Below are 26,557 nucleotides of genomic sequence, written 5' to 3'. Positions count from 1 at the left end.
GCGGCTCAGTCGGTGGCGGTCGTGGCCGACAGCTCCTGCACCCGGCGCACCAGCTCGGCGTGCGATCCCCCGGCGCCGGCGGCGACGTAGTCGTCGGCCAGGTGCGCACGGTCGACGACCTCGCCCCCACGGAAGCCCCGGAACCACCCGCCGGCGCGCTCGAGCACCAGCGCCCCGGCGGCGACGTCCCACGGGTGCGTGGCGAAGCCCATCGTCACGTCCGACCACCCGGCGGCGACGTGCACCAGGTTGAGGGCGCCGCTGCCGAGGCTGTGGTGGTGGCGGTACCGGAGCGTCAGGTCCCTGAGTAGATCGAACGCGGCTGCTTCGCCGAGCAGGTCGAGGTCCTGCTGCACGGGGAAGCTCGTCAGCACCGTCGCGGCGTCGTCCGGCCCCGACGACGAGTGCATCGGGGCGCCGTCGAGCCAGGCGCCGTCGTCGTCCGCCGCGAACACGTGGTCGGCGACCGGGTCGAAGACCACGCCGGCGACGACCGCGCCGTCGACCTCGGCCGCGATCGAGATGCACCAGTACGCGAGTCCGCGGGCGAAGTTCGCGGTGCCGTCGATCGGGTCCACGATCCACCGCACCACGGGGTCCGCGGTGCTGCCGGTGTCGCCGGCGTCGCCGGTGTCCCCGGTGGTGCCGCCTTCTTCGCCGAGCACCACGGAGCCCGGCACGGCGGCGGTGAGCACCGCCGTGATCGCTTCCTCCGCCGCGCGGTCGTGCAGGGTGACCACGTCGTGCGCGTCGCGCTTCGTGCTGATCGTCATCGGGGCGCGGAACACGGCGAGCAGGTCGGGCGCGACGGTGCGCGCGGCCTCCTCGGCGATCGCCCGGAGTGTCTGGGGAGCAGGAACGGTTCGCATGGTCCCCGGTTCTACGACGTCGAGGCCCCTGGACGGCGAACCACGCCGGTCGACGGACCGAACCCGAGGTGAACGCGCGGCGTGCGGCGGTAAACGACGGCGCCCGTTCGGCGGAGGGGTTGAACGCGGCGTGAACGGGTGACGGCGGGTGGCCGACGTGCCTTGACCGGTCTTCGGCCCCCGCCGCACAGTGGAGTCGTTCCCGGTTAGGGAACGTTCCCTACTCGGAGGAGTCCGCCCCATGACGGTCCCCGTCAGGTCCGGCCTGGTCGCCGGTCCCCCGCGTACCGCAGGGTCGCCGCGGTCGCCGCAGTCGCCGCGTCCACCCCTGGCGACCAGGACGACGCGGTCCTCGTTGCGCTCGGACCGCCGGCTCGGTCTGGTGCTCCTCGCACCGGCGCTGCTCGCGTTCGCGGTCTTCGTCTTCTACCCGCTCGGCCGCGTCCTGGTCCTCAGCACCCAGGGCACCGACATCTTCGGTCAGCCGGCGGGCTCGGTGGGGCTGCAGAACTACGTCCGCACGTTCACCGACCCCGCGTTCGGACGGACGATGCTGACCACCGCGGTCTTCTGCGTCGGCGTGGTCGTCGGCCGCATCGTGTTCGGTCTGCTCGTCGTGATCCCCCTGACCGTGAAGCTCCGCGGCCTGCCGGTCTTCCGCGCACTCCTGACGGCACCCATGGTCGTGTCCGTGTCAGCGGGGTCCGTCGCGTTCGCGGCGATGCTCGCACCCGGCAACGGGCTGCTGAACACGGTGATCACCCAGTTCGGCGGCGCGCCCGTGCCGTTCCTGACGAGCACGCAGTGGGCCCTGGCGAGCGTCATCGTCGTGACGATCTGGGGGTCGCTCGGGTTCACCGTGCTGCTCCTGCTCGGAGCGTTCGGCGCCATCGACCAGGACGTCATCGAGGCGGCGCACCTGGACGGCGCCGGGCCCGTGCGGACACTCTGGTCGATCTCGTTGCCGCTCGTCACGCCGACGCTCTTCTTCGTCGTCGTGACCGGCACCGTCGAGGCACTCACGACCTTCGGGCAGATCCAGATCCTCACGGGCGGCGGTCCGGCCGACTCGTCGAAGACCCTCGTCTACGCGATCTACCAGCAGGCGTTCGGGTCCGGCAGCGCGAACTTCGGCCTCGCCGCCGCGCTCGGGGTCGTGCTGTTCCTGCTGGTCCTCGGGCTGTCGCTGGTGCAGTTCGGCGTGCTCGAGAAGCGGGTGAACTACTGATGCGCCCCGTCACCGCACGCCGGCTCCGGAGCGTCTTCGTCTACGCCTGGCTCGTCATCGCGGTCGTCGTCGTCTGCTTCCCGCTCTACTACGTGTTCGAGGGCGCGCTCACCCCGACCCGGTACCTGGACCAGGGCCTCGCCGGTCTGGTGCCGATCCACCTGACGCTCGACAACATCGTCCGCGCCACGCAGGTCGTCCCGCTCGGGCAGCAGTTCCTGAACAGCGTCGTCGTCACCCTCGCCCAGACGGTGCTGCAGGTCGTCATCGGCATCATCACCGCCTACGCACTGGTGTTCTGTCGGCTCCGGGGCGCCCGTGCCCTGTTCCTCGTCCTGCTCGCCAGCATGATGATCCCCGGCGAGACGACCCTGATCGCGAACTACCTGACCGTCTCGTCCTGGCACCTCATCGACACGCTCCTGGTCGTCTTCCTGCCGTTCGTGGCCTCGGCACTGACGATCTTCCTGTTCCGCCAGGCGTTCCTGAGCTTCCCGGACGAGCTGCGCGAAGCCGCGGTGCTCGACGGCGCCGGACACTTCCGGTTCATCCGGTCCATGCTCCTGCCGCTCACCCGCCCGACGCTCGTCTCGGTCACCCTGGTGAGCGCGACGGCCGCCTGGAACGGGTTCTTCTGGCCACTCCTCGTCACCAACTCGCCGGAGCACCGCACCGTGCAGGTCGGCATCGCCCAGCTGTCCGACGCCGAGGCCGCCGACATCGGCGTGGTCCTCGCCGGCGCCGCCATGGTGACCCTCCCCGTCCTGGTCCTCGTCCTCGTCGCCCAGCGGTTCCTCGCCGGCGGTCTCACCGCCGGGGCGCTCAAGTGACGACACGCTCGATCCCCTCCCCGACCCCCGCCCGCCCCACACCCGAAGGACGCACCATGCCCGCACGTCGTTCCACCGCCCTCACCGCACTCGCCACCGGGGCCGTCGCGGTCCTCGCCCTGACCGGGTGCTCCACGTCGAGCTCCGCATCGGACAGCTCCGGCCCCGTCACCGTCGACTTCTGGCACGCCATGTCCGGGCCGCCCGCGACCGAGCTCGACGCGCTCGTCGCCCGCTTCAACAAGGAGAACGACCAGCACATCACCGTGAAGTCGTCGTTCCAGGGCGACTACGCGGCCGTCCAGACGAAGTACACGGCGGCGGTGCAGTCCGGCTCGACGCCGGACCTCCTCATGATGAACGATGTGTCGACCGGCTTCATGATCGACTCCGGCCAGACGGTGTCCCCCGCGAAGATCAGCGGCTCAATGTCGGGCACCGACACGATCGCCCCGGCCGCCGCGACCTACTACAGCGACGGCAAGTCACTCGCGGCGATGCCGTTCTCCGTCTCGATGCCCGTGCTCTACCTGAACAAGGCACTCGTCGCGAAGGCCGGCCTCGACGCGACGAAGCCGCCGAAGACGTTGGCGCAGGTCGCGACCTGGGCCGAGAAGATCCACGCCGCGACCGGTGGCTACGGCATGAGCATGAACATGGGCGACTCGTGGATGCTCGAGGAGCTCAGCGCCTCGGGCGGCCAGCCCTTCTGCACGCCGGACAACGGGCGGAAAGGCAAGCCGGTCACCGGCGTCTCGCTCACCTCGGACACCCAGGTGCAGTTCATGACCACGCTGCAGAAGCTCTACCAGGACGGCGCCGCCCTGAACCCCGGCACCGACTCGACCGTGCAGAACTCGGCGTTCTCGAGCAACAAGGTCGGGATGCTGCTGACCTCGTCCGGTGCCTACACGACGGTCGACCCGGACGGCTCGAAGTCCGTCGTCGCCCGGTTCCCCACCACGTCGGCCTCCGACGACGCCGGGCAGGTCATCGGCGGCAACGCGCTGTGGATCTCCGGCAAGGGCCACTCGTCCGCCGAGCAGCAGGCGTCGTACACGTTCGCCAAGTGGCTCCAGACGCCGGACGTGCAGGCCGAGTGGGCGAAGGCGACCGGCTACGTCGCGATGAACACCGACGCCCAGGACACCACCGTGGGCAAGCGCTCCCTGTCCGACCCGAACATCGCCACGATGTACCAGCAGCTCGCCGACGACCCCACGAGCGTCGCCGCTGCCGGCTGCATCACCGGCGCGTTCCCGACAGTGCGCGCCACCGTCATCGGCGCCTTCAACCGGATCGTCGAGGGTGCCGACGTCGAGTCGACGATGCAGGACGCGGAACAGCAGGCCGGCAAGCAGATCGAGTCGTACAACGAGGCCGCCGGCAAGTGAGCACGGTCGGCGCGTGAGCGTCCCACGAGGCTGACCAAGGGTTCATGGAGCACGACCGTCGTTCGCCATACGGTTGTCTGACGAAGCGGGCAGGCCGCCCGCGCGACGATCGGAGCCCTGTGGTGTCTGCTGCGAACGGCCGGCCCGGCTACGGGGATCCGGAACCCCTGCGCATCGTGTTCTCGTTCCCACGGGGGCGGGGACACCTCGCGCCGATGCTGCCGCTCGCCCGCGCGGCCAGTGCTGCCGGACACCGGACCGCACTGAGCGGCGCACGCGAGGCGGTCCTCGAACAGACCGGGTTCTCGCACCGGCAGCCGCGGGACGTGGAGCTGCCGGCGAGCAGGCCGGGCACCGGCACCCTGACCCCGATCGACCCGAGCACGGTGCTCACCCGCGTCCCCCAGGTGTTCCTGGGAGACGCGGCCGCCGGGGCCGTCGTCGACGTCGGACGGCTGGTCACACGGTGGACGGCCGACCTCGTGATGTGCGGGGAGTTCGACTTCGGCGCGATGACCGCCGCCGAACGAGCCGGGGTGCCGTGCGTGGTGGTCCTGGCCTTCGCCTCGGCCGGTGGGACCTGGCGCGACGCGGTGCGAGAGCCGCTCGAGGCGCTCCGCCGACGCGCGGGACTCGGACCCGACTCGCAGCAGCACATGCTCGGCGGCGCGCTCACCGTCATCCCGTTCCCGGCGTCGATGCGATCCGGGCACGAGCTGCATGGCCCGGTGATCCGGATGCGACCGGACACCTGGTCGTCACCACCGTCGGATGCCGCGGCGTGGTTGGCCGCCGGCAACGGACCTCGCGTGTACGTCACGCTCGGCACCGAGTTCAACACGAAGTCCGGCGACCTGTTCACTCGGCTCATCGACGCGCTCGCGGCCCTGCCTGCACGGATCCTCGTGACCACCGGACCCTGGGTCGACCCGACGACCTTCCCGGTGCCGGCGGGCCCGGGAGCGATCCGGATCGAGCAGTACGTCCCGCAGGACTCGGTGCTCGGGCTCGTGGACCTCGTGGTGAACCACGGCGGGTCCGGATCGGTGACCGGGGCACTCGCGCACGGGGTGCCCCTGCTGGTCCTGCCGCTCGGTGCGGACCAGTTGCCGAACGGCGGCTGCGTCGAGGCCCTGGGCGCCGGACTCGTCCTCGACGCAGCGACGGCGACCGCGGAGGACATCCGCACCACCGCGTCGCGACTCCTGACCGAGCCGTCGTTCCGCGTCGCGGCCGGACGGGTCCGGACCGAGATCGTGACAGGTGAACCCCCGGCCGTCGTCCTGGCCGCCGTCGAGCGCCTGGTCGGCTGGACGCCCGCCCCGCGGTGAGGAGCGCAGGTCCCGCCACACCACGGCGGCGCGGCTGTCCGACGGTCAGCTCGTTGGTGAGCGAGGGTCTGTCGGCGCCTGCGGCGGTGGGCGAGTTCGGCGCGAGTTCCCAACCTGCATCGCTACCGCTGTCCGGCCGCGCATGACCCTCCTCCGCGGCCATCGGTGTGCCTGCGGCGCCGAGCTCATAGCTGAACAGCCGATGCAGGACCGCGAAGCGGCCATCGAGGCACCTCGTCGCTCACGTCTCGGATCGTCAGCAGGTTGACGGAAGAAGTCAGTGGCTGCCGGACGAGACGGTCGCTGCATCGATGAGCACCGCTGCGGCGGCGCGGGCCTCCGCCATGACGTCGCGCGACTGAAGAGAGGTCGTCAGCGCCCGCGATCCCTCGAAGAGGACCGAGATCTGGCGCGCCAACGAACCCGGATCCGACGCGCCGGCCTCCGCGGCGGTTGCCGTGAGCTTCGCCAGGAACGCGGTCTTGTGCCGGATCACGGCTTCCCCGACGGCCGGCATCGTGGCGGCCGCTTCCACGCTGGCGTTGTGGAAGGCACAGCCGCGGAGGGGGGCGTTGTCGGGAAGATCGGCGAACATCCCCAACAGGCGATCGCGCGGGCTCACCTGCACCTGGTCGAGGACCCGCTCACTGTCGATGCCGGATTCCTCGAACTGACGGAGGTACTCATCGACGATCAGGGCCTTGCTCGGAAAGTGGTCGTACAGGGTGCGTTTGGACACGTGCGCGACCTCGGCGAGCCGTTCCACGCCGGTGGTGACGATCCCCTCCTCGTAGAAGAGCGTCGCCGCTGCCTCGAGGATTCGTCCGCGAGCCCCGCGACCGCTCCGCGACCGCTTCTCGGGTGCAGCTGATTCCGTCGTCATGCCTCAAGTATACCGATCGTTGTGGTTTGGCTCCAGCTTGTGTACGTTCGTGGGGTTGCACACCGATCGGTGTACTTCGCCATCCCGAGGAGCAGAACCATGACTGAAGCCGTCACCCTGACGCCGCGATACGACCACTCCGGTTTCACCGTCCCGTTGCACATCACCGAGGAGAGCCCGGGCTTCGTCCGCGCGACGTTCGCGAACCCGCCCATGAACATGCTCGGCCCCAGCGTCTACGCGGCACTGCGTCTCCTTGTCGAGCGCATGGAGACGGACCCTGCTCTCAAGGTCGTCGTCTTCGACAGCGCGGATCCTGACTACTTCCTCTCGCAGCTCGACGTCCAGAACATGTCCGACGTGCCTGACGTGCCCGGTGCCGCGTCCCTGCCGGAGACCTGGCACGACTTCGTCACACGGATGGCACACGCCCCGGTCATCACCATCGGCTCGGTGCGTGGCCGCACTCGCGGGATCGGGGACGAGTTCGCGCTTGCCCTCGACATGCGCTTCGCAAGCATCGAGAAGGGCGTGTTCGCACAGCCGGAGATCGGCTCCGGTGCCGTCCCGGGCGGAGGGGGCTTCGACTGGCTGCCGCAGCTGGTCGGACGTTCCCGAGCGCTTGAGGTCCTGGCATCCGGCAACGACTACGACGCTGTCACCGCAGCGGAGTACGGGTGGATCAACCGAGCGCTCCCTGACGCCGAACTCGATGGTTTCGTCGATCGCCTGGCCGGACGGCTCGCGAGCTTCGACAAGCACGCGCTCGCGACCGTGAAGCGTCTGGTGAACGAGCGCGTCGCGCCGCCTTCGGCGGGAGACCTCCTGCAGTCGTTCCGCGAGATCCTCGACGCGATCCCTCGCCCCGAGACCCAGGAGCGCTTCGGACTGCTCGTCGCTCGCGGCTGGGCACAGGACACGCAGACCGACCTGGACCTGCCGGCGGTCATGGGCGCTGTCAGCGCCGAGCTCGCCACCCAGGCACAGCGATGAACCACCAGCTGCACGACGCCACGATGCCGGCGTCCGCACGAGGCGCACGATGATCGCGGCAGGCACGGCTCAGTGGAGCGGGTCGTGGAAGGAAGGACGTGGGTCGTTGTCGACCGGCACAGACACCCTCGCTGATGTCCCGTACGACTTCGCCAGCCGTTTCGAGGGCGCAGACGGAGCGATCCCGGAGGAACTCCTCGCGGTCGCCTACGCCGGCTGCCTGAACCAGGCCTTCGCGAACGTGTTCGGGTGGGGTAACTTCACCGCGGAGTTCATCGAGACGACCGTCGACGTCGACAACGAGCTGAGCCTCGACATCACCCAGGCGGGACCGATCACGATCACGATGCGCGCGAAGGTGCCCGGCATCGAACCCGGCCAGTTCCAGGGACTCGCGATCACCGCGGCACGGGGGTGCCTCATCTCACGGTTCCTCAAGGTCGAGCCGAAGATGACGTTCACCCTCGTGGACTGAGCACTGCGAACAGCGGCGCGGACAGCACCACAAGATGCCGCTCCGCGCCGCTGGCCCCGCACGTCAGCGCCTCCGCTGCGGCGCTCGCACGTACGTAGGGACCGATGAGACCAGCAACAGGCGAGCGACCGGACCTCGAGCCCGACGCCGCCGCGAAAGGAACACTGATGACGTGGATCGAATCCACCCACTCCGGCCGCCGCGAACAACTCGGACCGTTCATCCTCGGCACCGGCAACATCGGCGGCGTCGCCATGTCGACAGGCCCCGGCATCGGATTGTCCGAAGACGAGGGACTCGCCCTGCTCGATCGAGCGGTCGCAGAAGGGTTCACGGCGTTCGACACCGCTGACGCCTACACAGGAGGCACGAGCGAGCGCGTCATCGGACAGTGGAACCGGACGCATCCGGACAGCTCCACCCTCACCCAGACGAAGACCGGTGTGACCGCGAACGGGCCGGATCTGGACCCGGAACGGATCCGGAGGCAACTCGCAAACAGCACGAAGACCCTCGGGCACGTCGACCTCTACCTCGCGCACACCACCGATCCCTCCACCCCCTGGGAACGATCGCTCCCGGTGTTCAGCGACGCCGTCGACGACGGCAGGATCCGCGCGTACGGCCTGTCCAACGTGAACGCCATCCAACTAGCCGACGCACTCGCGACCGCAGATCGCCTCGGACTCCACCGACCCGAGATCGTGCAAAACTCCTACTCCCTGCTCGACCGGAGCGACGACCGGGACGTCCTGCCTCTGGTCACAGCAGAAGGCCTCGCGTACACGCCGTTCTCCCCACTCGCGAACGGCATCCTGGCGGGACGCTACAGCGATGGGCAGCGACCACAGACCGGCAGCCGCGCCAGCACTGCGCCCCACGCGGAACGGCGCCTCGGCGACGCCGAGCTGATGGACACCGTACGTCGCTTCGACACACTCGCCGCCGACCACGGCATCTCACCTGCCGGACTCGCCCTCGCTTGGTTGCTCAACCACGCCGCTGTCACCGCTCCCATCGTCGCTTTCAGCAAGGAGCACCACTGGCGCAGTGTCGACGAGTCGCGTGCCTTCGACTGGGACACGAACCTCGACGACGCACTCGACACCCTGTTCGCGATCTCGTGACCTTCAGCGCTCCTGTCCCATGGATGCCGGACAACCAGCCGGAGGATCAGTGAGCCGACGACCATGCGGGCGATCGACCGAGGAGGACCGAACCAAGCTCAAACACCGAAAGCGGCAGCGTCCGGGCATCCGCCTCCTTGGACAGCCTTCGCGTGACCACCCTCTACAACTTCACCAACCCAACGGCGAAGCCCGGCCTGAACTCGGGAATGATCTCGACGGTGACGGACAAGAACATCGGTGGCACCGGCTCGGTGCTGAACATCGACTTCCTGGTCCGCGCTATCGACGGCCAGACGATCATGACGGCCAGCGCGAACGTCGAGAACGACTTCGGTTCCTCAGGGCGCCGGCACGCGTGCGCGCAGTGGGAGCACGACCAGTGGTCTCGCGTCGCTGCGCAACTCCAACGCGGCTAGCCCGCTAGGGCGCACGAGCCGCGGCACACCTGCGGCTCCGCCGCCTCAGTAGCAGGCGGGTTACGGGGCGTGGCCTAGGGGGCGAGGTTGCGCTTCTCCAGCCAGTTCTCGGTGACGGTCATCTTGACCTGGCCGCCGATGCTGTCCTCTGTGGCGTCGAATCCGTGCCAAGCGAAGGGGACCTGCACGATCGTCGCGTCGGCGCCCGCTTGTTTCGCCTGTTTCATCACCTCGTCGTTGCCCTCGGCGGGGATGAAGTCATCTCTTTCGGGCTGCAGGACGAGAGTCGCCGGGATCGCGGCGCTGAGGTAGGTCGAGGGCGACACTGCTCGGACGTGGTCGGGGACATCAGCAGGTGCGCCACCGAGGAAGAACCGCGTGAACTCCTGCGGGTTGAAGCTCGGCAGGGGTGAGGCGCCGTGGTCGTACGTGTAGTCGATGTTGCTCACGGGATACCCGGCCACGACGGCGTCGGGAACGGGGACCTTGCCAGCTCCGGGGCACGTGGAGGGGGCGGCACCCGCGGCGGCGGACCAGCCGAGGAGCATGGCGAGGTGGCCGCCTGCGGAGTCACCCATGACGGTCAGCTTGCCGGTGTCAGCGCCGACGTCCTTCGCCAGCTTGTCCGTCCAGGTCAGGGCGCAGGCGACGTCGGCGGGGGCTTCGTCCCATGTTGCGTGCGTGGCGTCCGCGAGCCGGTAGTCGACGTTGACGACGTACCAACCCCGATCGGCCCACCGCTGCGCGAGACTGTCGGACTCTTCCGCAGTACCGCCGTACCAGCCGCCGCCATGGATGTACATCATCACCGGCGCGCCCTTCGGGCCGCCCTTGGGTTCGTAGATGCGCGCTTGCTGGGCCTTGCCGCCAGCCGTGACGTAGGTCGTGATCTTGGTCGGGGTCACGGGCGTGTTCGTCAGCGCCAGAGTGCGGGCGAAGTTCACGGAACCGCCGTTCGCCGTCGCCGAATGCACCAGGGCTGCGGTGATGCCGGTCGAGGCGACCAGCGCCCCAAGGGCGAGAACAGAGGCGATGCCCCGGATCACGGGTCGTCGCCGTGCCCGCCAGAGGGGAACGCAGAGAAGAACAGCGATGACACTGACGATCACCAGGTGTGGCGCGAAATAGCCCCAGGCCATCGAGCCGCCGAGCGTCACGATGTTGCTCGTCGCGGGAACGAGGTTCCCGGCAGCGAGGACGACAACAAGGCCCCCCAGGACGGCGCCGACCACGGCAGCGACGGTCCGCGCCCACCGGAAACGCGCCGGACGGTCTCTGCCAGTCCGCTCGTCCTGCGGAGGTAGGGACTGGGGTGACTGCTCGTTCGTGCTCATGGTGCCCTTCATGCAAGCCGACGTGGTGAATCGAGACTACGTCTAAACATCGACGCCGTCTAGCGTTTGGGCGTTACACTCGGCGTATGAGTTCCCCTGCAATCCCGCGCGGACGCCGCGAGATGTTGAAGGCCCGCTCACGACGCGCGATCCTCGACGCGGCCATCGCGTTGGTCGCCGAGCGGGGTGGCCCCGCCTTCACCGTCGAAGAACTCGCCGAGCGTGCTGACATGTCTCGGGCGACGGTGTTCAACTACTTCCCTTCGGTGTCAGACGTCTTGGTGACGGCGAGTGTCGAGCAGTTCGAGACTGCGTGGGCGACGTTCGACGAAGTGAGTGCGGCCGCGCCAGGGACCGACGGTTCTCGTGCCGCTGTCTTTGACGAGGTGTCTCGGTCATTGCGCGCCACGAGCATGCCCGACGTGATCGTGTCCGTCGGAGCAGTCGTCGGGCGAGGCGACGAAGCGTCACCCCGGCACGAAGCCCTGCTCCGACAGGTCATGGACCGAACCTCGCTGCACCTGGCCGAGCATCTCTCCACCCGCTACCCGAGTTGGAGCCGTCTCGAAGTCGATCTGCTCGTTGGATCGCTCATGAGCGGCGTCACGGTCGCCTCGAGCCACTGGCTCCTGAACGAGGGCGGGGACCTCAGCACAGAGTCCAGGGCCACCTGGACCCGGATGCTCGACAGCGCAATCGAGGGGTCACGAACCGGCTACGGCCAGAACAACCGACCCACCTGAGCTGTCGATCCACTGCGCCGGAGCGACGACCCGACGACTCTCGGGTCAGCGCACGAGGCAGATCGTGCGGAAGTCGACGTCCGGACCGGGCCGTGTGTACGACGAGCCGCTCTCGAGCCAGTCGGCGGTCGGCGCGATCTGGTCGGGCACCATGTCCTCTTCCGACCGCGCGTCGATGCCCTCGGACGCCCAGTACTCCCGGACTCCGTCCACGTCGCGGTTCGCACCCTCGATCACGGTGTGGTCCTCGGGCAGCAACTCGTTGCCCTGCTCGTCGGTGTACTCCCCCGGGTCGTACCAGTACATCCACCGCACCCCCTGGTGGGCGTTCGACAGCTGGCACTCCTCGCTGTACGCACCACCGGCTCGCTCACCATCGCGGTAGGCGGACTTCCGGTCGCCGCCGAGGATCCGCACGGTGCGGTCCCCGATCCGCTCGAGTGTGGCCCGTGCGTCGCCGTCGGCGAAGTGCCGCTCGGCGGCGGTCGTAGGCTGCGCCCACTGCCGGGCGTCGGCGACCATGCTCCGCACCTGCGACGTCAGGACCAGGCCGTTCCACGGTACGGCGATGACCAGCACGACGATCGCCGCGACCACGGCGGCCAGCGAGTGCCGCGGTTCGCGCCGACGAGCCCGGACCTGCACGACGAGCACGACCACGGGGATCCCCACGGCGAGCACGGCGCCGATCACCAGCCGTGCCAACACGCCCCCGGCACCGAGCCGGTCGTCCATCGACCCGAAGTCGCGCGCCAGGTACGCCCCGATCTGGACCGCCCAGCTCACGACGAGCAGCACCGGCAGCACGAGTGCGATGGCGATCGCGTTCCCTCGCCCCGTCGTCGGGCCCGTCCCCTGGTCACGCCAGTCCTGCTGTTCCGTGCCCATGCCGGCCCCCGCCCCCGTGGTCTCGGGGACCATCCTGCCAGCAGAACGCGCCCCGGGTCCGCGGGCGACGCCTTCGCCCCACCCCCGAAGCGGTGGTGTCCCAGCGGCGCCTGTTGCTGCCAAGATGACCGACGTGACCACGACCACGCCTCGCGCCGATCCCGACGCCGCTGCCGACGGCTTCGAAGGCGGCTGGTTCCGCGTCGACGACGACCTGGAGCACCTGGACGACGTGGTGTGGCGACCCGCCACGGACGCGGACGACACAGCGACCACCCCCGGCCCTGCCGCCGTCATCGTCGGTAGCGAGCCCCGCGAGCACGTCGGTTCGACGCTGCCGTTGGCGCAGCTGGCGGAGATCGACGTGGCACGTCAACGCACCGTGCGGAAGCTCTGGCTCAGCCCGATCACCATCGTGGTTTGTCTGCTCGTCTTCACCGCGCTCGAGGTCTCGGGTCTGCCGTGGCGGACGGACCTCGGCAGGCAGCTCCTGGTCGGACTCGGCACGGCTCTGCCGGTCGACGCGCTCTGCATCGCGATCTGGTGGCGGATCACGCGTGACCCCTCGGGCGCCGTCGTCCGCAAGATGGGCGGACACCGGACCCGCCAGCAGTACGACCAGCAGCGCGCCGTCCTCGAACGCTGACCGCGCCGAGAGCCCTCACCGAACCGGTGCCGACACCGCGGCTGCACCCGCAGCACCCGCAGCAGGTTCCGGCTCCGACGACGGCCGCACCCCGCGCCCGGGCCGCAGCACCGCGTCCACCCGCTCACGGTCGAGCTCGCCCTGCCACCGCGCCACCACGAGCGTCGCGACGCAGTTGCCGAGCAGGTTGACGCTCACCCGCATCGCGTCCATGATCCGGTCGGCACCGAGCAGCAGCGCGACGCCCGCGACCGGGAACAGCCCGAGGCTGGTCGCCGTCGCGGACAGCGCCAGGAACGACGATCCCGGCACCCCGGCCATGCCCTTCGACGTCAGCAGCAGCACCCCGAGTGCGGCCACCTGCTGCTCGAGCGTCAGCGGCACCCCGAACGCCTGGGTCAGGAACAGCAGCGAGATCGACAGGTAGATCGCCGCCCCGTCGAGGTTGAACGAGTACCCCGTCGGCACGACGAGCCCGGCGACGCTCCGTGAGACGCCGACCTCGGTGAGCCGGGTGATCATCCGCGGCAGCACGGCCTCGGTCGACGCCGTGCCCAGAGCCAGCCCGAACTCGGCGCGGGTGTGCCACACGAACCGCCAGATCGGCACCCCGGACAGCAGTCGTCCGCCGACGAGCAGCGCCACGATGAACACCGCCGCTGCGCCGTAGCAGGCGGCGATCAGCAGCCCGTACGAACCCAGGGTGTCGATGCCATACTGCCCGACCACGTACGCCATCGCCCCGAACGCACCGAGCGGCGACAGACGCATCACCCAGCCCAGGATCCGGTAGACGACCTCGAGGCACAGGTCGAGGCCCCGCACGAGCGGCCGCGCACGGTCACTGCCGATCGCGGCGATCGCCGCGCCGACGAACACCGCGAAGACGAGCACCTGCAGGATGTCGTTCGTCGCGAACGCGTTCACGACGCTCGACGGGATGAGGTCGAGGATGAACGTCCCCGCGTCCGGAGCCGTGCCGCCCGCGGTCTTCGCCGCCACGGCCGAGGCGTCGAGCGACGACGGGTCGATCCGCAGGCCGGCCCCGGGGCGCACGAGGTTGCCGACCAGCAGGCCGAACACGAGCGCGCACGACGACGCGAGCAGGAAGTAGATCATCGCCTTGCCGGCGATCCGTCCCACGGAGCGCAGGTCGCCGACGTGCACGATGCCCGTCACCACGACGATGAACACGAGCGGCGCGATCACCATCTCGATCAGCCGGATGAACCCCTGCCCGACGACGTTCAGCACCGGCGCCGCCGAGGGGAAGCAGACCCCGACGGCGATGCCGAGGGCCACGCCGATCGCGATCTGCACGAACAGCGAGTGGTACCAGCGGGCGGGAGCACGATCCGTGGTGGTGACGTCCATGCATCCACCCCACCGCGCGCGTGTTTCGACGACGTTGCGAGTCTGTTCCCACCTGCCGCCTCGCACGTCCACCGAAACAGGGCCGCACGTCCACCGAAACAGGGCCGCACGCCCACCGAAACAGGGCCGAACGCCCACCGGAACAGGGGTCAGCTGCCGCCGACGACCGTCAGGGTCGGCCGGTGCCGAGCACCGGACTCGTCCTGGCTCGTCAGCACGCTCCACGACCGGACGACTCCGACCGACGGACCGACCAGGGTGTGGTCGATGGGCATCGCCAGCCGCGGATCGAGCCACGTCGGCCACGTACCGAGCGCCGCGGCGTGCACGGTGGACGCGGCGTCCCGGCACGAACCGAGACTCCCGCCGTCGAAGCTGTCGACCGATCCGTTGAAGTCCCCCGACACGACCACGTCAGCGCCGCGGCCGCACTGCTCGCCGACCCACCGCAGATCGGTCCGCCAGCCCGCCAGGCCCCGCCCGATCGGTTGCGGAGCGTGCACGGCGACGATCGTCGGGATCGACGGCCCGGACACCGTCATCGTCTTCACCGGATCGACGCCGGGCGACATCGACGCGCCGGACGCGCGGTCGGCCCCGACGAGCACCGCCACCTGCGTGTCGTCACCACCCATGAACAGCCGCACTGGCCGACCGTGCTGCCCCATCGCCCGCGCCACCGCGGCGGCAGCGCGTCGGTCCCCCGCGTCGGGGAGCACGACGACGTCCGCCCGCGCGGTCAGTGCCGCACTGGCGACGCCCTCCGCACCGACGAGTCCTCCGTTGGTGTTCCACTCGAACACCCGGAGCGCACCGCGGGCACCGTCGACCGGCCGCACGTCCCATCCCCGCACGCCGAGCACCGCCGTGTTCGCCACGGCGACGACGAGCAGGAGCGCACCGAGCGACGCTGCAACCAGCCGCACGAGTCGCGTGCGTCGCAGGACGACGGCGACGAGCACCAGGGCGAGATCGGCGGCGACCAGTCCCGCGCTCACGAGGGACCGGGCCGGCAACACGGCGGCGAGCACCGGAGCCCGCCCGAAACCGAGCCACGGAGCGGCGACGAAGACGGCGCCGAGAACGGCACCGACCAGCAGCACGATCACGACCACCACGGCGGTCCGGACGGCAGCACGACGACGAGGCACCCTCGGATCATCGTGGACGGCAGCCTGCAGCCGCCGGTGAACGGCGACCTCCCGCTGAGGATCCTGCTGGATCTAGCACCCGCCGCACCCGCAGCGGCGCCGGGGACCAGCCCACCCCGTGGGGCGTCACAACACCGGACTGGAGGCCCGGTGCCAGCTGGCACCGACCCTCCAGTCCGTCACCCGCCCACGTCGCGGGCCGCACGCGCGACCGCGGGCAGCTAGCTGCCGCTCGCCTCGACCACGCGCCACACGAGCATGCCGACCGTCACGAGGGTGCCGAGCACCGAGACGATCGCCGCGACGACGCCGAGTCGGCGTCCGCGACCGGGCCGCACGATCGCGACCACCGCGAGGATCGACGCGACGAACTGGAACGGCCACCCGAGCACGAACACCGACGGCCAGCAGCTGCTGTAGAGCCCGGTCAACGCGAGGAACAGCGCGAGCAGGGCGATCCCGAGCCGGTTCGCCCCGGCGGTCTCGGCGGTCCCGCCGTCCGAGTCGTCGTCGAGCGGGCCGCCCGGGTACGGGTTGTCGGGGCGGAGCGCCTGCAGCGCGCGGATCCGTTCGGCGTCGAGTGCACCGTCGCGGGCACGGGCGGCATCGGCCAGCGCGAGGGCGTCGTTGCCGTGCCCCGCGGCCTCGTGCTGGGCGACGGCCCACGCGAAGAGCGCGCGCTGTCTGGGGTCCGAGCGGGTCGCGGCGTCGACCGCCCAACCGAGCGTGGTGAGGAAGAGCAGGCCACCGAACGCGAGCAGGACCGCTCGCCCCGGCTCGTCGGGGTCCACCCGGAAGAGCACCACGCTGCACGCCACCAGGCCGACGCCGAACAGGGCCGTCGCCCCGATCTGGCCGCGCCAGTAGCCGTTGCCCGAACTCGCCCCCGCGGGTGTGGTCATGCAGCGACCCTAGCGTCCGGGTGCCGATGCTCGAGGACTCTCACCCACTCCCAGTCCGTGCCGCGCCACGCGCCTGCTCGCCGCGCCTACGCTCCGAACGTCCGGCCATCCCCCGACGGAAGCGGCACCCGTGTCCTCGTACCTGCTCTGCGCCCCGCCCGTCTACGGCCACCTCGCGCCCCTCGTCGACGTGGGCCGCGACCTCGCCGAACGCGGCCACGAGATCACCGTGCTGACGGGGTCCAAGTACCGCGACCTCGTCGTCGGCGCCGGGCTCCGGTTCGTGGCGCTGCCTGTCGACGTCGACTTCGACGACGCCGATCTGCAGGAGCGGCTCGCCGACGCCAGTGCGGCACGCGGGATCGCCGTCGTCCGCGAGGGCATCATCGCCATGTTCGTCCGCGCGATCCCGTCCCAGTACCGCGCGCTGACGGCGCTGCTGGCAGCGGGGCGCTTCGACGCGGTGCTCGGCGAGGCGTCGTTCACCGGGCTCGCGCCGTACCTGGCCCTGCCGTCCGCGGAGCGTCTGCCCGTGCTCGGGATCGCGACCACCCCGGTGACGCTCACCAGCGTCGACGCGGCACCCTTCGGCACTGCGCTCTCCCCGGGACGCGGGCCGGTGGCTCGCGCGCGCAACCGACTGCTCACCGCCGCGATCCACCCCGTGCTCACCCGGCCGCTGCGTCGAGCGGTGGACGCCGTGCTCGCCGAGGTGGGGGCACCGCCGTCGACGATCGACACCTTCGACTTCGCGTACCGCGCGTTCGACACCCTGTTCCAGCTGAGCGTCGCGGAGCTCGAGTACCCCCGGCGCGAGCTCCCCAACTCGGACCGGTTCGTCGGTCCGGTCGTGGCCCGCGCGGCACCGACGCCCGCGGCCGACCTGCCCGCGTGGTGGGACGACCTGGACACCGACACTCCGGTGGTGCTCGTGACCCAGGGCACGATCGACACCGTCGACCTCGGCCGGCTCATCGCGCCGACACTCCGCGCCCTGGCGGACGAGGACGTCCTCGTCGTCGCGACCACCGGTGGCCGCCCCGTCGACCAGGTCGACCGCGCGCTCGGCACGGCACTGCCCGCCAACGCCCGGGTGGCGACCTTCCTGCCCTACGACCAGCTGCTGCCGCGGTGCAGCGTCGTCGTCACGAACGGCGGGTTCGGCGGCGTGCAGCGTGCCCTCGCACACGGCGTGCCGCTCGTGGTCGCAGGGTCGACCGAGGACAAGCCGGAGGTCGCCACCCGGGTCGCGTGGGCCGGGTGCGGGCGGAACCTGCGCTCCGGGACGCCACGGCCGGCGGCGATCCGTCGGGCCGTCCGCGAGGTCCTGACGACGCCGACCCACCGCGCCCGCAGTCGTCAGGTCGCGGCGTCGATCGCGGCCCTGCCGGACCCCGTCGACGACATCGAGGCCGGTTTGGCGGCGGCCGTCGCCGCGGACGGCGCACAGCGACGCTGACCCCGCCTGCCGGCCCACGTCGTGGGGTCGCGTGGAGACGGACGGGAGGCCCGGTGCCAGCTGGCACCGGGCCTCCCGTCCGGCTCATCCCGCGTCGTCGTGCCCGGTGCCGGTCCGCGGTGCCGGTTCCGTTGCGGACGCCGTCCGGATCCGGAGCGGCACCGTCCCGGCGACGTACCGGTCGTCGCCGGCCTCGAGCGAGCGGCCGTCCTCGGCGGTGCTGGACCGGCGCACCTGCAGGAGGGCCGCGCCGGGCCGGACCCCGAGGAGCGCGGCGTCGGCGTCGTCGGCCAGCAGCGCGTCCACGGTGGTGACGGCGGCACCGACCCGGATGCCGAACCGGTCCTCCAGGGTCGCCGACACCGACGTCTGCCCGCCCGGGATCGTCCGGATGACGGCGGCGACCCACGGCGCGTAGGCGGTGCGCTCGAGCATGACGTCCACACCGTCGAGGGAGCGCACCCGCACGACGTGCAGGACGGGCTCGTCGTGCGCGGCGCGGAACAGGCGCCGCTCGCGCACGGTGGCCGGCCGTTCCTCGACCGCCACGACCCGCCCGCCGGGCTCGTGTCCCCTGGCCCTGGCCAGCTGACCGAACGACTCGAGCGCACCGGCGTCGTGGCCGAGCGTCGTGGTGCGGACGCGCCAGCGGGAGCCGGCACGTGCCGTCAGGACCTGCCGGTCGCGGAGGAGCCCGAGGGCGTTCCGCACGGTGCCCCGCGCGACGGCGTAGTCGGCCGCCAGGTCGTGCTCGGCCGGCAGGACACCCGTGGCGTCGAACTCACCGCGGAGCACCCGGTCGGCGAGGTCCTCGGCGATGTCCCGGAACAGTGGTCGCACCCGGTGATCCTCCCCCGCTGCAGCCCGAGCTGTCCAGGTGCGTCGGAGTCCTCGCGGGATCGACACCGGAACCACAGGGCCCAGCCGCAGCGCACCTGGACAGGTCGATCCCGACTCCACCGGACGCGTTCACCCCGCCGCCACGGCCGGGCAAGGCACGGTTCAGCGCACCTCGTTGTCATGCTGACGGGCGCTCCTCCCCCGCAGCGCCCGCACTCCCACCGACCTGGAAGGCCCGCGATGAGCACGAGGAAGCCCGAACACGGCGCACCCGACGTCAGCCTGGACGCCGCACCACCGCTGACCCCGGACGCGGCGTACACCGCAGCGGTCCGCCCCGGCCTGAGCCGCCGGACGGTCCTGGTCGGCGGCGCAGCAGCGATCATGGCCGGCGTCGCCGCAGGGTCCGCGTTCGGACCGGGCGCGGCCGACCGCGCCAGCGCCGCAACCGCTCGTGCCGTCCCCACCGGCACGATCGCCGACGTCAAGCACGTCGTCGTGCTCATGCAGGAGAACCGGTCCTTCGACCACTACTACGGCACGATGCCCGGGGTCCGCGGGTTCTCGGACAAGCAGGCGCTCGAGCTGCCGACCGGACACGACGTCTTCCACCAGCCGGCGGCGGCCCGCACCGACGGTGGCGCCATGCTGCCGTTCCGGCTCGACACCACCCGGTTCAACGCGCAGAACGCCGACGGCCTCGACCACTCCTGGGGCGGTGGGCACACCGCGTGGAACGGCGGAGCCTGGAACCGGTGGGTCGACGCGAAGAGCGCCCAGACGATGGGCTACTTCACCAGCGAGGACATCCCGTACCAGCGCGCACTCGCCGGAGCGTTCACGGTCTGCGACGACTACCACTGCTCGCTCAACGGTCCGACCACGCCGAACCGCCTGTACCAGTGGTCCGGCACCATCGACCCCCGCGGCACCCAGGGCGGACCGGCGACCGACAACCCGGCGGACTACGAACCGGTGTTCGCCTGGACCACCTACGCCGAGCGACTGCAGGCGGCCGGGGTCACCTGGAAGACCTACGCCAACGACGAGGTCGGCGACAGCTCCGCCGACCCGTACGTCGGCGACTACGGCGACAACCCGCTCTGGCTGTTCGAGCAGTACCACCGCGCGCTCGCGTCCTCCGACCCCGCCCAGCAGGAGCTCGCCGCGCGCGCCGGGCTGCACGACGGGTGGAAGCCGAACTCCGGCAAGGGCCTCGACGTCACCCACCTGCTCAGCCAGTTCGGGCAGGACTGCGCGACCAACAGCCTGCCGACCGTGTCGTACGTCGTCGCCCCCTACGGCTGGAGCGAGCACCCGGCCGCCAGCCCGGACTACGGTGCCCACTACACGAACGCCGTCGTGCAGGCGCTCTTCAGCAACCCGGACACCTGGGCCTCGACCGTCCTGCTCATCAACTACGACGAGAACGACGGGTACTTCGACCACGTCGTCCCCCCGTTCGCCGAACCCGGCACCCCCGACGAGTACGTCGACGGCCTGCCCATCGGCATGGGCGCCCGCGTGCCGATGACCGTGGTGTCCCCGTGGAGCCGTGGCGGGTGGGTCAACTCGCAGGTGGCGGACCACACGTCCGTGATCCAGTTCCTCGAGCACGTCACGGGCGTCCGCGAGCCGAACATCTCCGACTGGCGGCGGACCGTCTCCGGGGACCTGACGAGCTGCTTCGACTTCAGCGCCCCCGACGCGAGCATCCCCGGCGCCGACGTGGTCCCCGGCATCGAGCAGACCCGCGCGCTGGTCGCGGCCGCCGACGCCGACCAGGCGAAGCCGCCCGTCGAGGAACCCGCGATCGGCGCGCAGACCGTGCCCGTCCAGGAGCCCGGCACCGTCCGCCGCCGGAGCCTGCCCTACCGGCAGCACGCGGACGCGACCGTCGACCGGAGCACCGGTCGGGTCACCGTGACGCTCGCGAACGACGGTCGCCAGGGGGTCAACTTCCTGGTGTACCCGAACACCGCGATGCCGTTCGCCGCCCACCCGAAGACCGTCCCGGTGGGCGCCACCGCCGACTGGGAGTGGGACACCACGACGACTGCCGGTACCTACGACGTCAGCGTCTACGGACCCGACCGGTTCCTCCGGCGCTTCGCCGGCACCGTCGCCGTCGGTGGTCCGGCGACCGGCGGCGTCCCGCACGTCTCGGTCGTCCGGGACACCCGCGGTCGGCGCACCCTGCAGCTCCTGCTCGAGAACACCGGCAGGGGCGTGCTCCGCTTCGTGCTGGTGGCGAACGACTTCGTGGAGCACCGCGAGACCGCACACGTCCGCGGCTCCGGGCACAAGACGATGCACTGGCCGCTCGACGAGTGGGGGTACTACGACGTGGTCGTCACCGCCGACGGTGTGCCCGGGTTCCGGTACCGCTTCGCCGGGCGCGCGGAGCGCTGAGGCGGGCCGACCCGCGTGGGTCGGCAGGGGCGGTCAGGCCGCGTCCACGACGGACGGGAGGCCCGGTGCCAGCTGGCACCGGGCCTCCCGTCCCGTCTCGTGACCGTCTCACGTCCGTCCCGCGTGCCGTCTCGCTCGTCGTCTCACGCGTCGGCGGCGGTCCCGGTGGGTGCCACCGGTGTGACCGGCGTCGCGGCGTCGCCGTCGGCGTCGGCGTCGGCTCGCGCAGCCTGTCGGGCCAGCGCCGCGTCCAGGAAGCGTTCGACGAACGGCAACGCCACCACGATCGCACCGATGACGGCCGCGACGGGGACGATCACCGTCCAGCCGCGCAGGATCGAGTAGATGGTGGCGCCGAGGACGACCCACACCACGACCGTGAGCGGCCGCACCGGACCGGCGTCGGCGAGCAAGTTGATCGCGTCGACGGCCGCGGGCAGCCCTCGCCGTCCGAGCAGTGTCAGCATGACCCCGATGACGATGAGCCCCATCGCCCGGACGGTGCCGACCCACGCGACGTCGCTCGCCGGATCCGCCAGCACACGCTGGATGAACACCACTGCCGCAAGGACCCCGACGGCGAACAGGGCGACGATCACGATGACGGTCAGGAGACGGACGGAGCGGCGCACGAGGACTCAGCATAGGGACCCGTCGGGGCGCCCCGACGCGGCGCCCCGACGCACCGGCTCGACTCGCTATGCGACGACCACCTGCGCGTTGACCAGGATGTCGTGCAGGTCGGGACGGAGCGCATCCTGCGAGGTCGTCCGGACCTTCACGATGAGCGCCGCTCCCGGCTTCGCGAAGGCACGCGCGACCGTCGCCGACCAGGACCCGTCCGTGTTGTGCCCGGCGATCGACAGGAACTGCGCGGTGCCGCCGGTGATCGTCGGCAGGAGCTGCTCCTCGAGCCGGTCGGCCGGCAGCCCCGCAGCCGTGAACAGCTGCTCGGTGGCGGCACGGTCCCCGATCGTCGGGTCGAGGTCGGTGAGCCGCTGCTGCGTGATCGTCGCCACGGAGCCGTCCGTGTTCGTGTACTCCCGCGACCCGGTGGTCTGGTCCTCGCCGGTCTGCTCCCAGCCGTCGAGTGCCGAGACCTGGAGCCCGAAGGCGGGCAGCGTGCTCGCCGAGAGCGCGTCGCCGTCCTCGAACGTGAGGTCCTTCGTGGCCGAGTCGACGGTGGCCGGAGCGGTCGGCGTCTCCGTCGGTGCCTGGGTCGGCGCTTGTGTCGGTGTTGACGACTGCGTTGCCGCCCGCTCCGTCCCCGGTGCCGTGGTGCCGGTCCCGGCGCAGCCGGAGAGCGCGAGCACGACGATCACGGTCGCCGTCCCCGCGGTGGTGATCCTGGATGTGATGGACATGTGGTTCCCCCTCGGATCCCGCCGTGCGCCCCGTGCACCGGTGGGTCCGCCTGGAGCCTACGGGTCCCGCCGGCAGCGCGCCGCTCGGGTCACACGTCCGGGGTCTGTCCAGACGCGCCGAGCGATCTCCGGAGCACGACGAAGTGCAGCCCCGCGACGCGAGCGACGTGTGCCGGGAACGGTCGGGTCTCCCCCGTCGCGATGAACCCGCTTCGCTCGTACACGCGTCGCAGTCCCTCGTGCACGCTGAGCACCTCGAGCTCGACGGAATCGCACGCCAAGGCTTCCTCGGCGTACGCGATCGCCGCGGTCCGGAGCCGCCGGGAGATGCCTCGGGACTGCCACGCCGGGTCCACAGCGAGCATCCCCAGGTGCGCGGTCGCCTGGTCGGAGGCCCGCAGGTGACAGGTCGCGACGATGGTGGCGTCGTGGACCGCGACGAGCACCACCGACCGCGGGGCACGGATCATCGCACGCACCTGGTCCGGGGTCGTCCGCTCCCCGGTCACCAGCTCGGCGTCGCTGACCCAACCCTGTTGGTTGGCGTACGCACGGACGACGACCGCAGCCACGCACGCCGCGTCCGTCTCGGACGCCGACCGGATCTCGAGCAGGGGTTCGTCTGTCACGACCGCATGCTCTCACGCAGCGCACAAGCATCTCGCCGAGCTCTGCGCACGCTCATGCACTGGGCGGACGCGGGCGTGCTCCGGGCGCGGACGTGCTCTGGGCGCCGGCGTCGGGCCGGCTACGAGTCGTCGCCTGCGTTCCGAGCACGCTTCCGCGCCTGCGCGCGGGCGTAGGACACCGAGCCGATCTGCACGGCGGCGAGGATGATCCAGAGGACCGCCATCTGCATGTGGAACCGGGACGGTTCGACGACGGCCAGGACGAGCCAGACCAGCGCGATGACCGCCCACCCCCAGGCGAGCCACGGCAGGGGCTTGCCGATCAGCCGTTCCAGCAGACTGCGTCGCTGCATCTCGGTCATGGCGCTGACGCTACCGGACGCCGGGGTGATCGCCGAGGACCGCTACCGTGACCCGATGACACGTCGAACAGCCTCACGCCGGTGAGCGATCGCCCTCCTCGCCCTGAGCGCTGTTGCACTCGTGACCTGTGGCGTAGCCCATCCGGGGTGACGGCCACCCGCTACGCCTCGCCCGGCGGCTCGCTACGACACTGCGGAGCAACTCAACGCTGGGCCGCAGGCCGCACGACGATCTCGTTCACGTCGACGTCGGGTCGCTCGGCCACCGCGTAGGAAACGGCGCGGGCGATGGCGTCGGCGGAGATCGACTCGGCACGGTAGACGACCATCGCGGCGGCGGCGGAGGCGTCGGTGATCGTTTCGGCGAGCTCGGACTCCGTGACTCCTGGTGACACGGTGGTGACACGGTGGTGACACGGATCCCGCGCGGTGACTCCTGGTGAAGCCCCTCGGTGATCGCCCGTGCTGCGACCTTCGTGCCGCAGTAGACAGCCGCCGTGGGCGAGACGTCGTAGGCGCAACTACTTCGGCAAGCTCGCGGACCTCGTCGAAGGCCACCTCGAAGCCGAATGGCTGTGGCCCCTCGGCGACTGACGGGTCGTTGGCCGGTCCCGGTGGAGGACCTGCCACGCACTGAATCCGAGTCTTCTCGGTGGGCCCTGCCGGGATCGAACCGACGACATCCACGGTGTAAACGTGGCGCTCTACCAGCTGAGCTAAAGGCCCTCACGACGATCCTAGAGCGTCACGGCAGTCGATGAAGTTTAGCCCCAGGCTTACTTTCGACGATATGAAGCTCTACGCTTAACCCATGCAGTCCGAGCCCGTGATCGCCGTGATCGTCGACCTGGTCGACTCCCGCACGCTCGAGGACCGCTCCGCAGCCCAGCAGGACGTCGAGCACGCCTTCGACAGTACCGCGGACGTCACCGCGCTCGACCCCCTGCGCGCGACGGTCGGCGACGAGTTCCAGGTCATCTACGCCACGCTCACCGACGCCCTCGTGGCGACGACGGCCGCGACCCTCGCACTCCCCCAGACCGTGCAGATCCGCCTCGGCATCGGCCGCGGGCAGGTCCGGACGATCGGCACCGGCGGCGCGGGCCCGCTGCAGGACGGTCCGGGCTGGTGGTCGGCGCGGGACGCCATCAACGAGACCCACCGGCGCGAGGACGGCCGGACCGCGTTCCTGCGGTCCTGGTACCACGACGCCGACGACCGCCACGGAACGACGGAGCGACTCGTGAACGCCTACTTCCTCAGCCGCGACCACGTCGTCTCGCGACTCGCACCCCGCGCCCGCCGGATCGCACTCGGTCTGGTGCAGGGCCGGACGCAGGCGCAGATCGCCGCGGACGAGGGCATCACCCCGTCGGCGGTGTCCCAGTCCGTGCAGAAGTCGGGCGTCGCCGCCCTGGTCGAGGGCCTGCGTGTCCTCGGGGACGGGGGCCGCTGATGCTCGCCGGAGTCCTCCTGACCCTCGTCGGGCTCGCCGACGTCGTCCGCGCACGGACCGGGACCGACGCGGCACCTCGGCGCGTGCTGACCACCACGGTGATCGTCCTGCTCTGGGCCGCCGTGGCGACTGTGGCGGTGCTCGGCCTCGGCCTCGCCGTCTGGTCGGTGCTGGTCGCGGTCGTCCTCGCGGCCCTGTGGGTCGCGACGACGATCCCGGTGCGCTCCGGTGGCGCGCCCGGCGGTCGCGATCGAGCACTCCCCTGGCTCCGTCGCTCGGGGTCCTGGCCGGCCGTCCTGCTCGCGGTCGCCGTCGCCGTGCTGCTGCTCTGGGCACCGGCTGCCGACGCGTCCGGCTTCGTGGTCGACTGGCACCGTGACGCCGGCCCAGCGTTCGTCGGAGCGGTACCGCTCGCGGCGCTCGTCGCCGGCATCGGGTCCGCACTGTTCCTGGTCGACTCGGCCAACGTGGTCGTCGCCCAGGCGCTGCCAGCAGAACTCTCCCCGGACGCCCAGCGCACAGCGGCGGCGGCAGCAGCAGCAGCCGGCCGACCGAAACGCTTCGGCCGACGACGCACCGGCAGGGCGTCGGACGAAGACGACGACCAACCCGGAGACCGCACGGTCACCCTCAAGGGCGGCCGCATGATCGGCCCGATCGAGCGCCTCCTGCTGGCCGGGTTCTCGTTGGCCGGCGCCTTCCCCGTCGTCGCCGCGCTGATCGCCGCGAAGGGGATCGTCCGGTTCCCCGAGATCCGCCGCGAGACGACCGGGTACCAGGCCGAGTACTTCCTGATCGGCAGCCTGGTGAGCTGGGCGATGGCCTTCGCCGCCGCCGGCATGTGCTGGTTGCTGGCACTGGGCTGACGAACGCCCCCGGCCCCCGTTCACCGCAGGTACGCTCTCCCCCGTGAACGGTGTCGGAGTCGGTGTCCTCGACGAAGCCGGGCGGCTCCGCCTGCTCGGCGCCGGTGTGACGGGCGCGGCCTTCGCCGTCGTCCTGGTCATGCTGGTCCTGTCCTCGTGGACCGAGGCGACCACCACCGTCCTGGTCTCGGCCGGCATCCCGACCGCCGTGGCTGGTGCCGCGATCGCCGTCGTCCTGCAGCGCCGCGCCTGGCGTGCCGAGGGCGGCTACGAGCGGTCGATCGTCGTGCGCGAGTGGATCGCCGACGGGCAGGTGCCCGCGGGTGTGCCGGCGGACCAGTGGATCCCGCTCGTCCAGGCGCAGGCCGACCGCGAGGGCGCCGGCTGGGGCAAGGTCGTCCTCGGCGTGCTGTGGATCGCGATGACCTGGTCGATGCGCGACCAGCACGGCACGCTCATCACGACGATGCTCATCCTGCTCTGGAGCGCGATGGCCCTGTGGGCAGCCGTCTGGGTCATCCCCCGCGCGCGGGCAGCGCGAGCGCTCCTGCGCCGCGGCGTCTCGACGATCGGCTGAACCCC

Annotated in this window: 28 protein-coding genes and 1 tRNA gene; 15 read left to right on the top strand and 14 right to left on the bottom strand. The window is 71.1% G+C overall.

Annotated features, from left to right (window positions below):
• Positions 1-5: 5 nt before the first annotated feature.
• Positions 6-869, bottom strand: coding sequence for an inositol monophosphatase (locus DEJ01_RS13055; RefSeq protein ID WP_111093231.1), 864 nt, complete (start codon positions 867-869; stop codon positions 6-8).
• A 355-nt stretch (positions 870-1,224) separates the two neighbouring features.
• Between DEJ01_RS13055 and DEJ01_RS13050 the strand changes: the two genes are divergently transcribed.
• From DEJ01_RS13050 to DEJ01_RS13035, 4 genes are all read left to right on the top strand, one after another.
• Entirely contained in the window at positions 1,225-2,097 is an 873-nt protein-coding gene (locus DEJ01_RS13050) for a carbohydrate ABC transporter permease (RefSeq protein WP_228516251.1), read from the top strand.
• On the top strand, positions 2,097-2,927 hold the full coding sequence (locus tag DEJ01_RS13045; protein WP_111033542.1) for a carbohydrate ABC transporter permease: 831 nt from the start codon (positions 2,097-2,099) through the stop codon (positions 2,925-2,927). The genes DEJ01_RS13050 and DEJ01_RS13045 overlap by 1 nt, the downstream gene beginning before the upstream one ends.
• Positions 2,928-2,983: 56 nt before the next feature.
• A complete protein-coding gene (locus DEJ01_RS13040) occupies positions 2,984-4,321 on the top strand; it encodes an ABC transporter substrate-binding protein (protein WP_111093229.1) in 1,338 nt (445 codons plus the stop codon).
• 122 nt (positions 4,322-4,443) lie between these two features.
• Positions 4,444-5,652 carry a glycosyltransferase gene (locus tag DEJ01_RS13035; protein ID WP_258375719.1) on the top strand — a complete coding sequence of 403 codons (1,209 nt, stop codon included), beginning with the start codon at positions 4,444-4,446 and terminating at the stop codon, positions 5,650-5,652.
• Between the two features lie 277 nt (positions 5,653-5,929).
• Here DEJ01_RS13035 and DEJ01_RS13030 read toward each other — a convergent pair whose 3' ends face one another.
• Positions 5,930-6,535, bottom strand: a complete 606-nt coding sequence (locus DEJ01_RS13030; RefSeq protein WP_111054656.1) for a TetR/AcrR family transcriptional regulator — start codon at positions 6,533-6,535, stop codon at positions 5,930-5,932.
• A 99-nt stretch (positions 6,536-6,634) separates the two neighbouring features.
• On the opposite strand from DEJ01_RS13030, the gene DEJ01_RS13025 reads away from it, so the two are divergent.
• The 4 genes from DEJ01_RS13025 (at position 6,635) to DEJ01_RS13010 (ending at position 9,549) form a co-directional block, all read left to right on the top strand.
• Positions 6,635-7,528 carry an enoyl-CoA hydratase/isomerase family protein gene (locus DEJ01_RS13025; protein WP_111046932.1) on the top strand — a complete coding sequence of 298 codons (894 nt, stop codon included), beginning with the start codon at positions 6,635-6,637 and terminating at the stop codon, positions 7,526-7,528.
• Between the two features lie 49 nt (positions 7,529-7,577).
• Positions 7,578-8,003 carry an OsmC family peroxiredoxin gene (locus DEJ01_RS13020; RefSeq protein ID WP_111093227.1) on the top strand — a complete coding sequence of 142 codons (426 nt, stop codon included), beginning with the start codon at positions 7,578-7,580 and terminating at the stop codon, positions 8,001-8,003.
• Between the two features lie 167 nt (positions 8,004-8,170).
• Positions 8,171-9,130, top strand: coding sequence for an aldo/keto reductase (locus DEJ01_RS13015; RefSeq protein ID WP_181437785.1), 960 nt, complete (start codon positions 8,171-8,173; stop codon positions 9,128-9,130).
• Between the two features lie 152 nt (positions 9,131-9,282).
• The gene (locus tag DEJ01_RS13010) at positions 9,283-9,549 is read left to right on the top strand and encodes a hypothetical protein (protein WP_111046934.1); all 267 of its coding nucleotides are present in this window, start codon (positions 9,283-9,285) and stop codon (positions 9,547-9,549) included.
• Between the two features lie 74 nt (positions 9,550-9,623).
• On the opposite strand, the gene DEJ01_RS13005 is transcribed toward DEJ01_RS13010, so the two are convergent.
• Entirely contained in the window at positions 9,624-10,781 is a 1,158-nt protein-coding gene (locus DEJ01_RS13005) for an alpha/beta hydrolase (protein WP_181438448.1), read from the bottom strand.
• Between the two features lie 188 nt (positions 10,782-10,969).
• Here DEJ01_RS13005 and DEJ01_RS13000 point away from each other — a divergent pair, with 188 nt between their 5' ends.
• Entirely contained in the window at positions 10,970-11,626 is a 657-nt protein-coding gene (locus DEJ01_RS13000; protein ID WP_111039631.1) for a TetR/AcrR family transcriptional regulator, read from the top strand.
• A 45-nt stretch (positions 11,627-11,671) separates the two neighbouring features.
• Here DEJ01_RS13000 and DEJ01_RS12995 read toward each other — a convergent pair whose 3' ends face one another.
• A complete protein-coding gene (locus tag DEJ01_RS12995; protein ID WP_146247620.1) occupies positions 11,672-12,547 on the bottom strand; it encodes a hypothetical protein in 876 nt (291 codons plus the stop codon).
• 100 nt (positions 12,548-12,647) lie between these two features.
• Here DEJ01_RS12995 and DEJ01_RS12990 point away from each other — a divergent pair, with 100 nt between their 5' ends.
• Entirely contained in the window at positions 12,648-13,160 is a 513-nt protein-coding gene (locus DEJ01_RS12990; RefSeq protein WP_146247619.1) for a hypothetical protein, read from the top strand.
• 15 nt (positions 13,161-13,175) lie between these two features.
• Here the strand turns inward: DEJ01_RS12990 and DEJ01_RS12985 are convergent, their stop codons facing one another.
• The 3 genes from DEJ01_RS12985 to DEJ01_RS12975 form a co-directional block, all read right to left on the bottom strand.
• The gene (locus tag DEJ01_RS12985) at positions 13,176-14,534 is read right to left on the bottom strand and encodes a cation:dicarboxylate symporter family transporter (protein ID WP_111093223.1); all 1,359 of its coding nucleotides are present in this window, start codon (positions 14,532-14,534) and stop codon (positions 13,176-13,178) included.
• Between the two features lie 149 nt (positions 14,535-14,683).
• Positions 14,684-15,685: an endonuclease/exonuclease/phosphatase family protein gene (locus DEJ01_RS12980; protein WP_111093222.1), complete on the bottom strand. Its 1,002-nt coding sequence runs from the start codon at positions 15,683-15,685 to the stop codon at positions 14,684-14,686.
• Positions 15,686-15,906: 221 nt separating this feature from the next.
• Entirely contained in the window at positions 15,907-16,587 is a 681-nt protein-coding gene (locus DEJ01_RS12975) for a hypothetical protein (RefSeq protein WP_111093221.1), read from the bottom strand.
• A gap of 130 nt (positions 16,588-16,717) precedes the next feature.
• Between DEJ01_RS12975 and DEJ01_RS12970 the strand changes: the two genes are divergently transcribed.
• Positions 16,718-18,046: a glycosyltransferase gene (locus DEJ01_RS12970; protein ID WP_111093220.1), complete on the top strand. Its 1,329-nt coding sequence runs from the start codon at positions 16,718-16,720 to the stop codon at positions 18,044-18,046.
• Positions 18,047-18,130: 84 nt separating this feature from the next.
• Here DEJ01_RS12970 and DEJ01_RS12965 read toward each other — a convergent pair whose 3' ends face one another.
• Positions 18,131-18,886: a GntR family transcriptional regulator gene (locus DEJ01_RS12965; RefSeq protein ID WP_111093219.1), complete on the bottom strand. Its 756-nt coding sequence runs from the start codon at positions 18,884-18,886 to the stop codon at positions 18,131-18,133.
• A gap of 240 nt (positions 18,887-19,126) precedes the next feature.
• Between DEJ01_RS12965 and DEJ01_RS12960 the strand changes: the two genes are divergently transcribed.
• Positions 19,127-21,298 (top strand): phosphocholine-specific phospholipase C, encoded by a 2,172-nt coding sequence (locus DEJ01_RS12960; protein ID WP_111093218.1) that lies wholly within the window; start codon positions 19,127-19,129, stop codon positions 21,296-21,298.
• 143 nt (positions 21,299-21,441) lie between these two features.
• Here the strand turns inward: DEJ01_RS12960 and DEJ01_RS12955 are convergent, their stop codons facing one another.
• From DEJ01_RS12955 to DEJ01_RS12930, 6 genes are all read right to left on the bottom strand, one after another.
• Positions 21,442-21,930, bottom strand: coding sequence for a hypothetical protein (locus DEJ01_RS12955; RefSeq protein ID WP_111093217.1), 489 nt, complete (start codon positions 21,928-21,930; stop codon positions 21,442-21,444).
• 66 nt (positions 21,931-21,996) lie between these two features.
• Complete coding sequence (locus tag DEJ01_RS12950) at positions 21,997-22,662, bottom strand: hypothetical protein (protein WP_111093216.1); 666 nt, start codon at positions 22,660-22,662, stop codon at positions 21,997-21,999.
• 89 nt (positions 22,663-22,751) lie between these two features.
• Positions 22,752-23,291: a GNAT family N-acetyltransferase gene (locus DEJ01_RS12945; protein ID WP_111093215.1), complete on the bottom strand. Its 540-nt coding sequence runs from the start codon at positions 23,289-23,291 to the stop codon at positions 22,752-22,754.
• 119 nt (positions 23,292-23,410) lie between these two features.
• A complete protein-coding gene (locus DEJ01_RS12940; protein WP_111093214.1) occupies positions 23,411-23,653 on the bottom strand; it encodes a hypothetical protein in 243 nt (80 codons plus the stop codon).
• A gap of 203 nt (positions 23,654-23,856) precedes the next feature.
• Positions 23,857-24,048: a hypothetical protein gene (locus tag DEJ01_RS18325; protein WP_220035561.1), complete on the bottom strand. Its 192-nt coding sequence runs from the start codon at positions 24,046-24,048 to the stop codon at positions 23,857-23,859.
• A 258-nt stretch (positions 24,049-24,306) separates the two neighbouring features.
• A tRNA-Val gene (locus DEJ01_RS12930) sits at positions 24,307-24,379 on the bottom strand.
• A gap of 85 nt (positions 24,380-24,464) precedes the next feature.
• Between DEJ01_RS12930 and DEJ01_RS12925 the strand changes: the two genes are divergently transcribed.
• From DEJ01_RS12925 to DEJ01_RS12915, 3 genes are read left to right on the top strand one after another with little or no spacing between them, the layout of a single operon-like run.
• Positions 24,465-25,109: a SatD family protein gene (locus DEJ01_RS12925; RefSeq protein WP_111093213.1), complete on the top strand. Its 645-nt coding sequence runs from the start codon at positions 24,465-24,467 to the stop codon at positions 25,107-25,109.
• A complete protein-coding gene (locus tag DEJ01_RS12920; RefSeq protein ID WP_111093212.1) occupies positions 25,109-25,975 on the top strand; it encodes a hypothetical protein in 867 nt (288 codons plus the stop codon). The genes DEJ01_RS12925 and DEJ01_RS12920 overlap by 1 nt, the downstream gene beginning before the upstream one ends.
• A 43-nt stretch (positions 25,976-26,018) precedes the next feature.
• On the top strand, positions 26,019-26,552 hold the full coding sequence (locus tag DEJ01_RS12915) for a hypothetical protein (RefSeq protein WP_071405333.1): 534 nt from the start codon (positions 26,019-26,021) through the stop codon (positions 26,550-26,552).
• The last annotated feature ends 5 nt before the right edge of the window (positions 26,553-26,557 follow it).

Source organism: Curtobacterium sp. MCLR17_040, assembly GCF_003234735.1.
Classification (GTDB): domain Bacteria; phylum Actinomycetota; class Actinomycetes; order Actinomycetales; family Microbacteriaceae; genus Curtobacterium; species Curtobacterium flaccumfaciens.
This window is presented reverse-complemented; position numbering and strand designations above follow the sequence as displayed.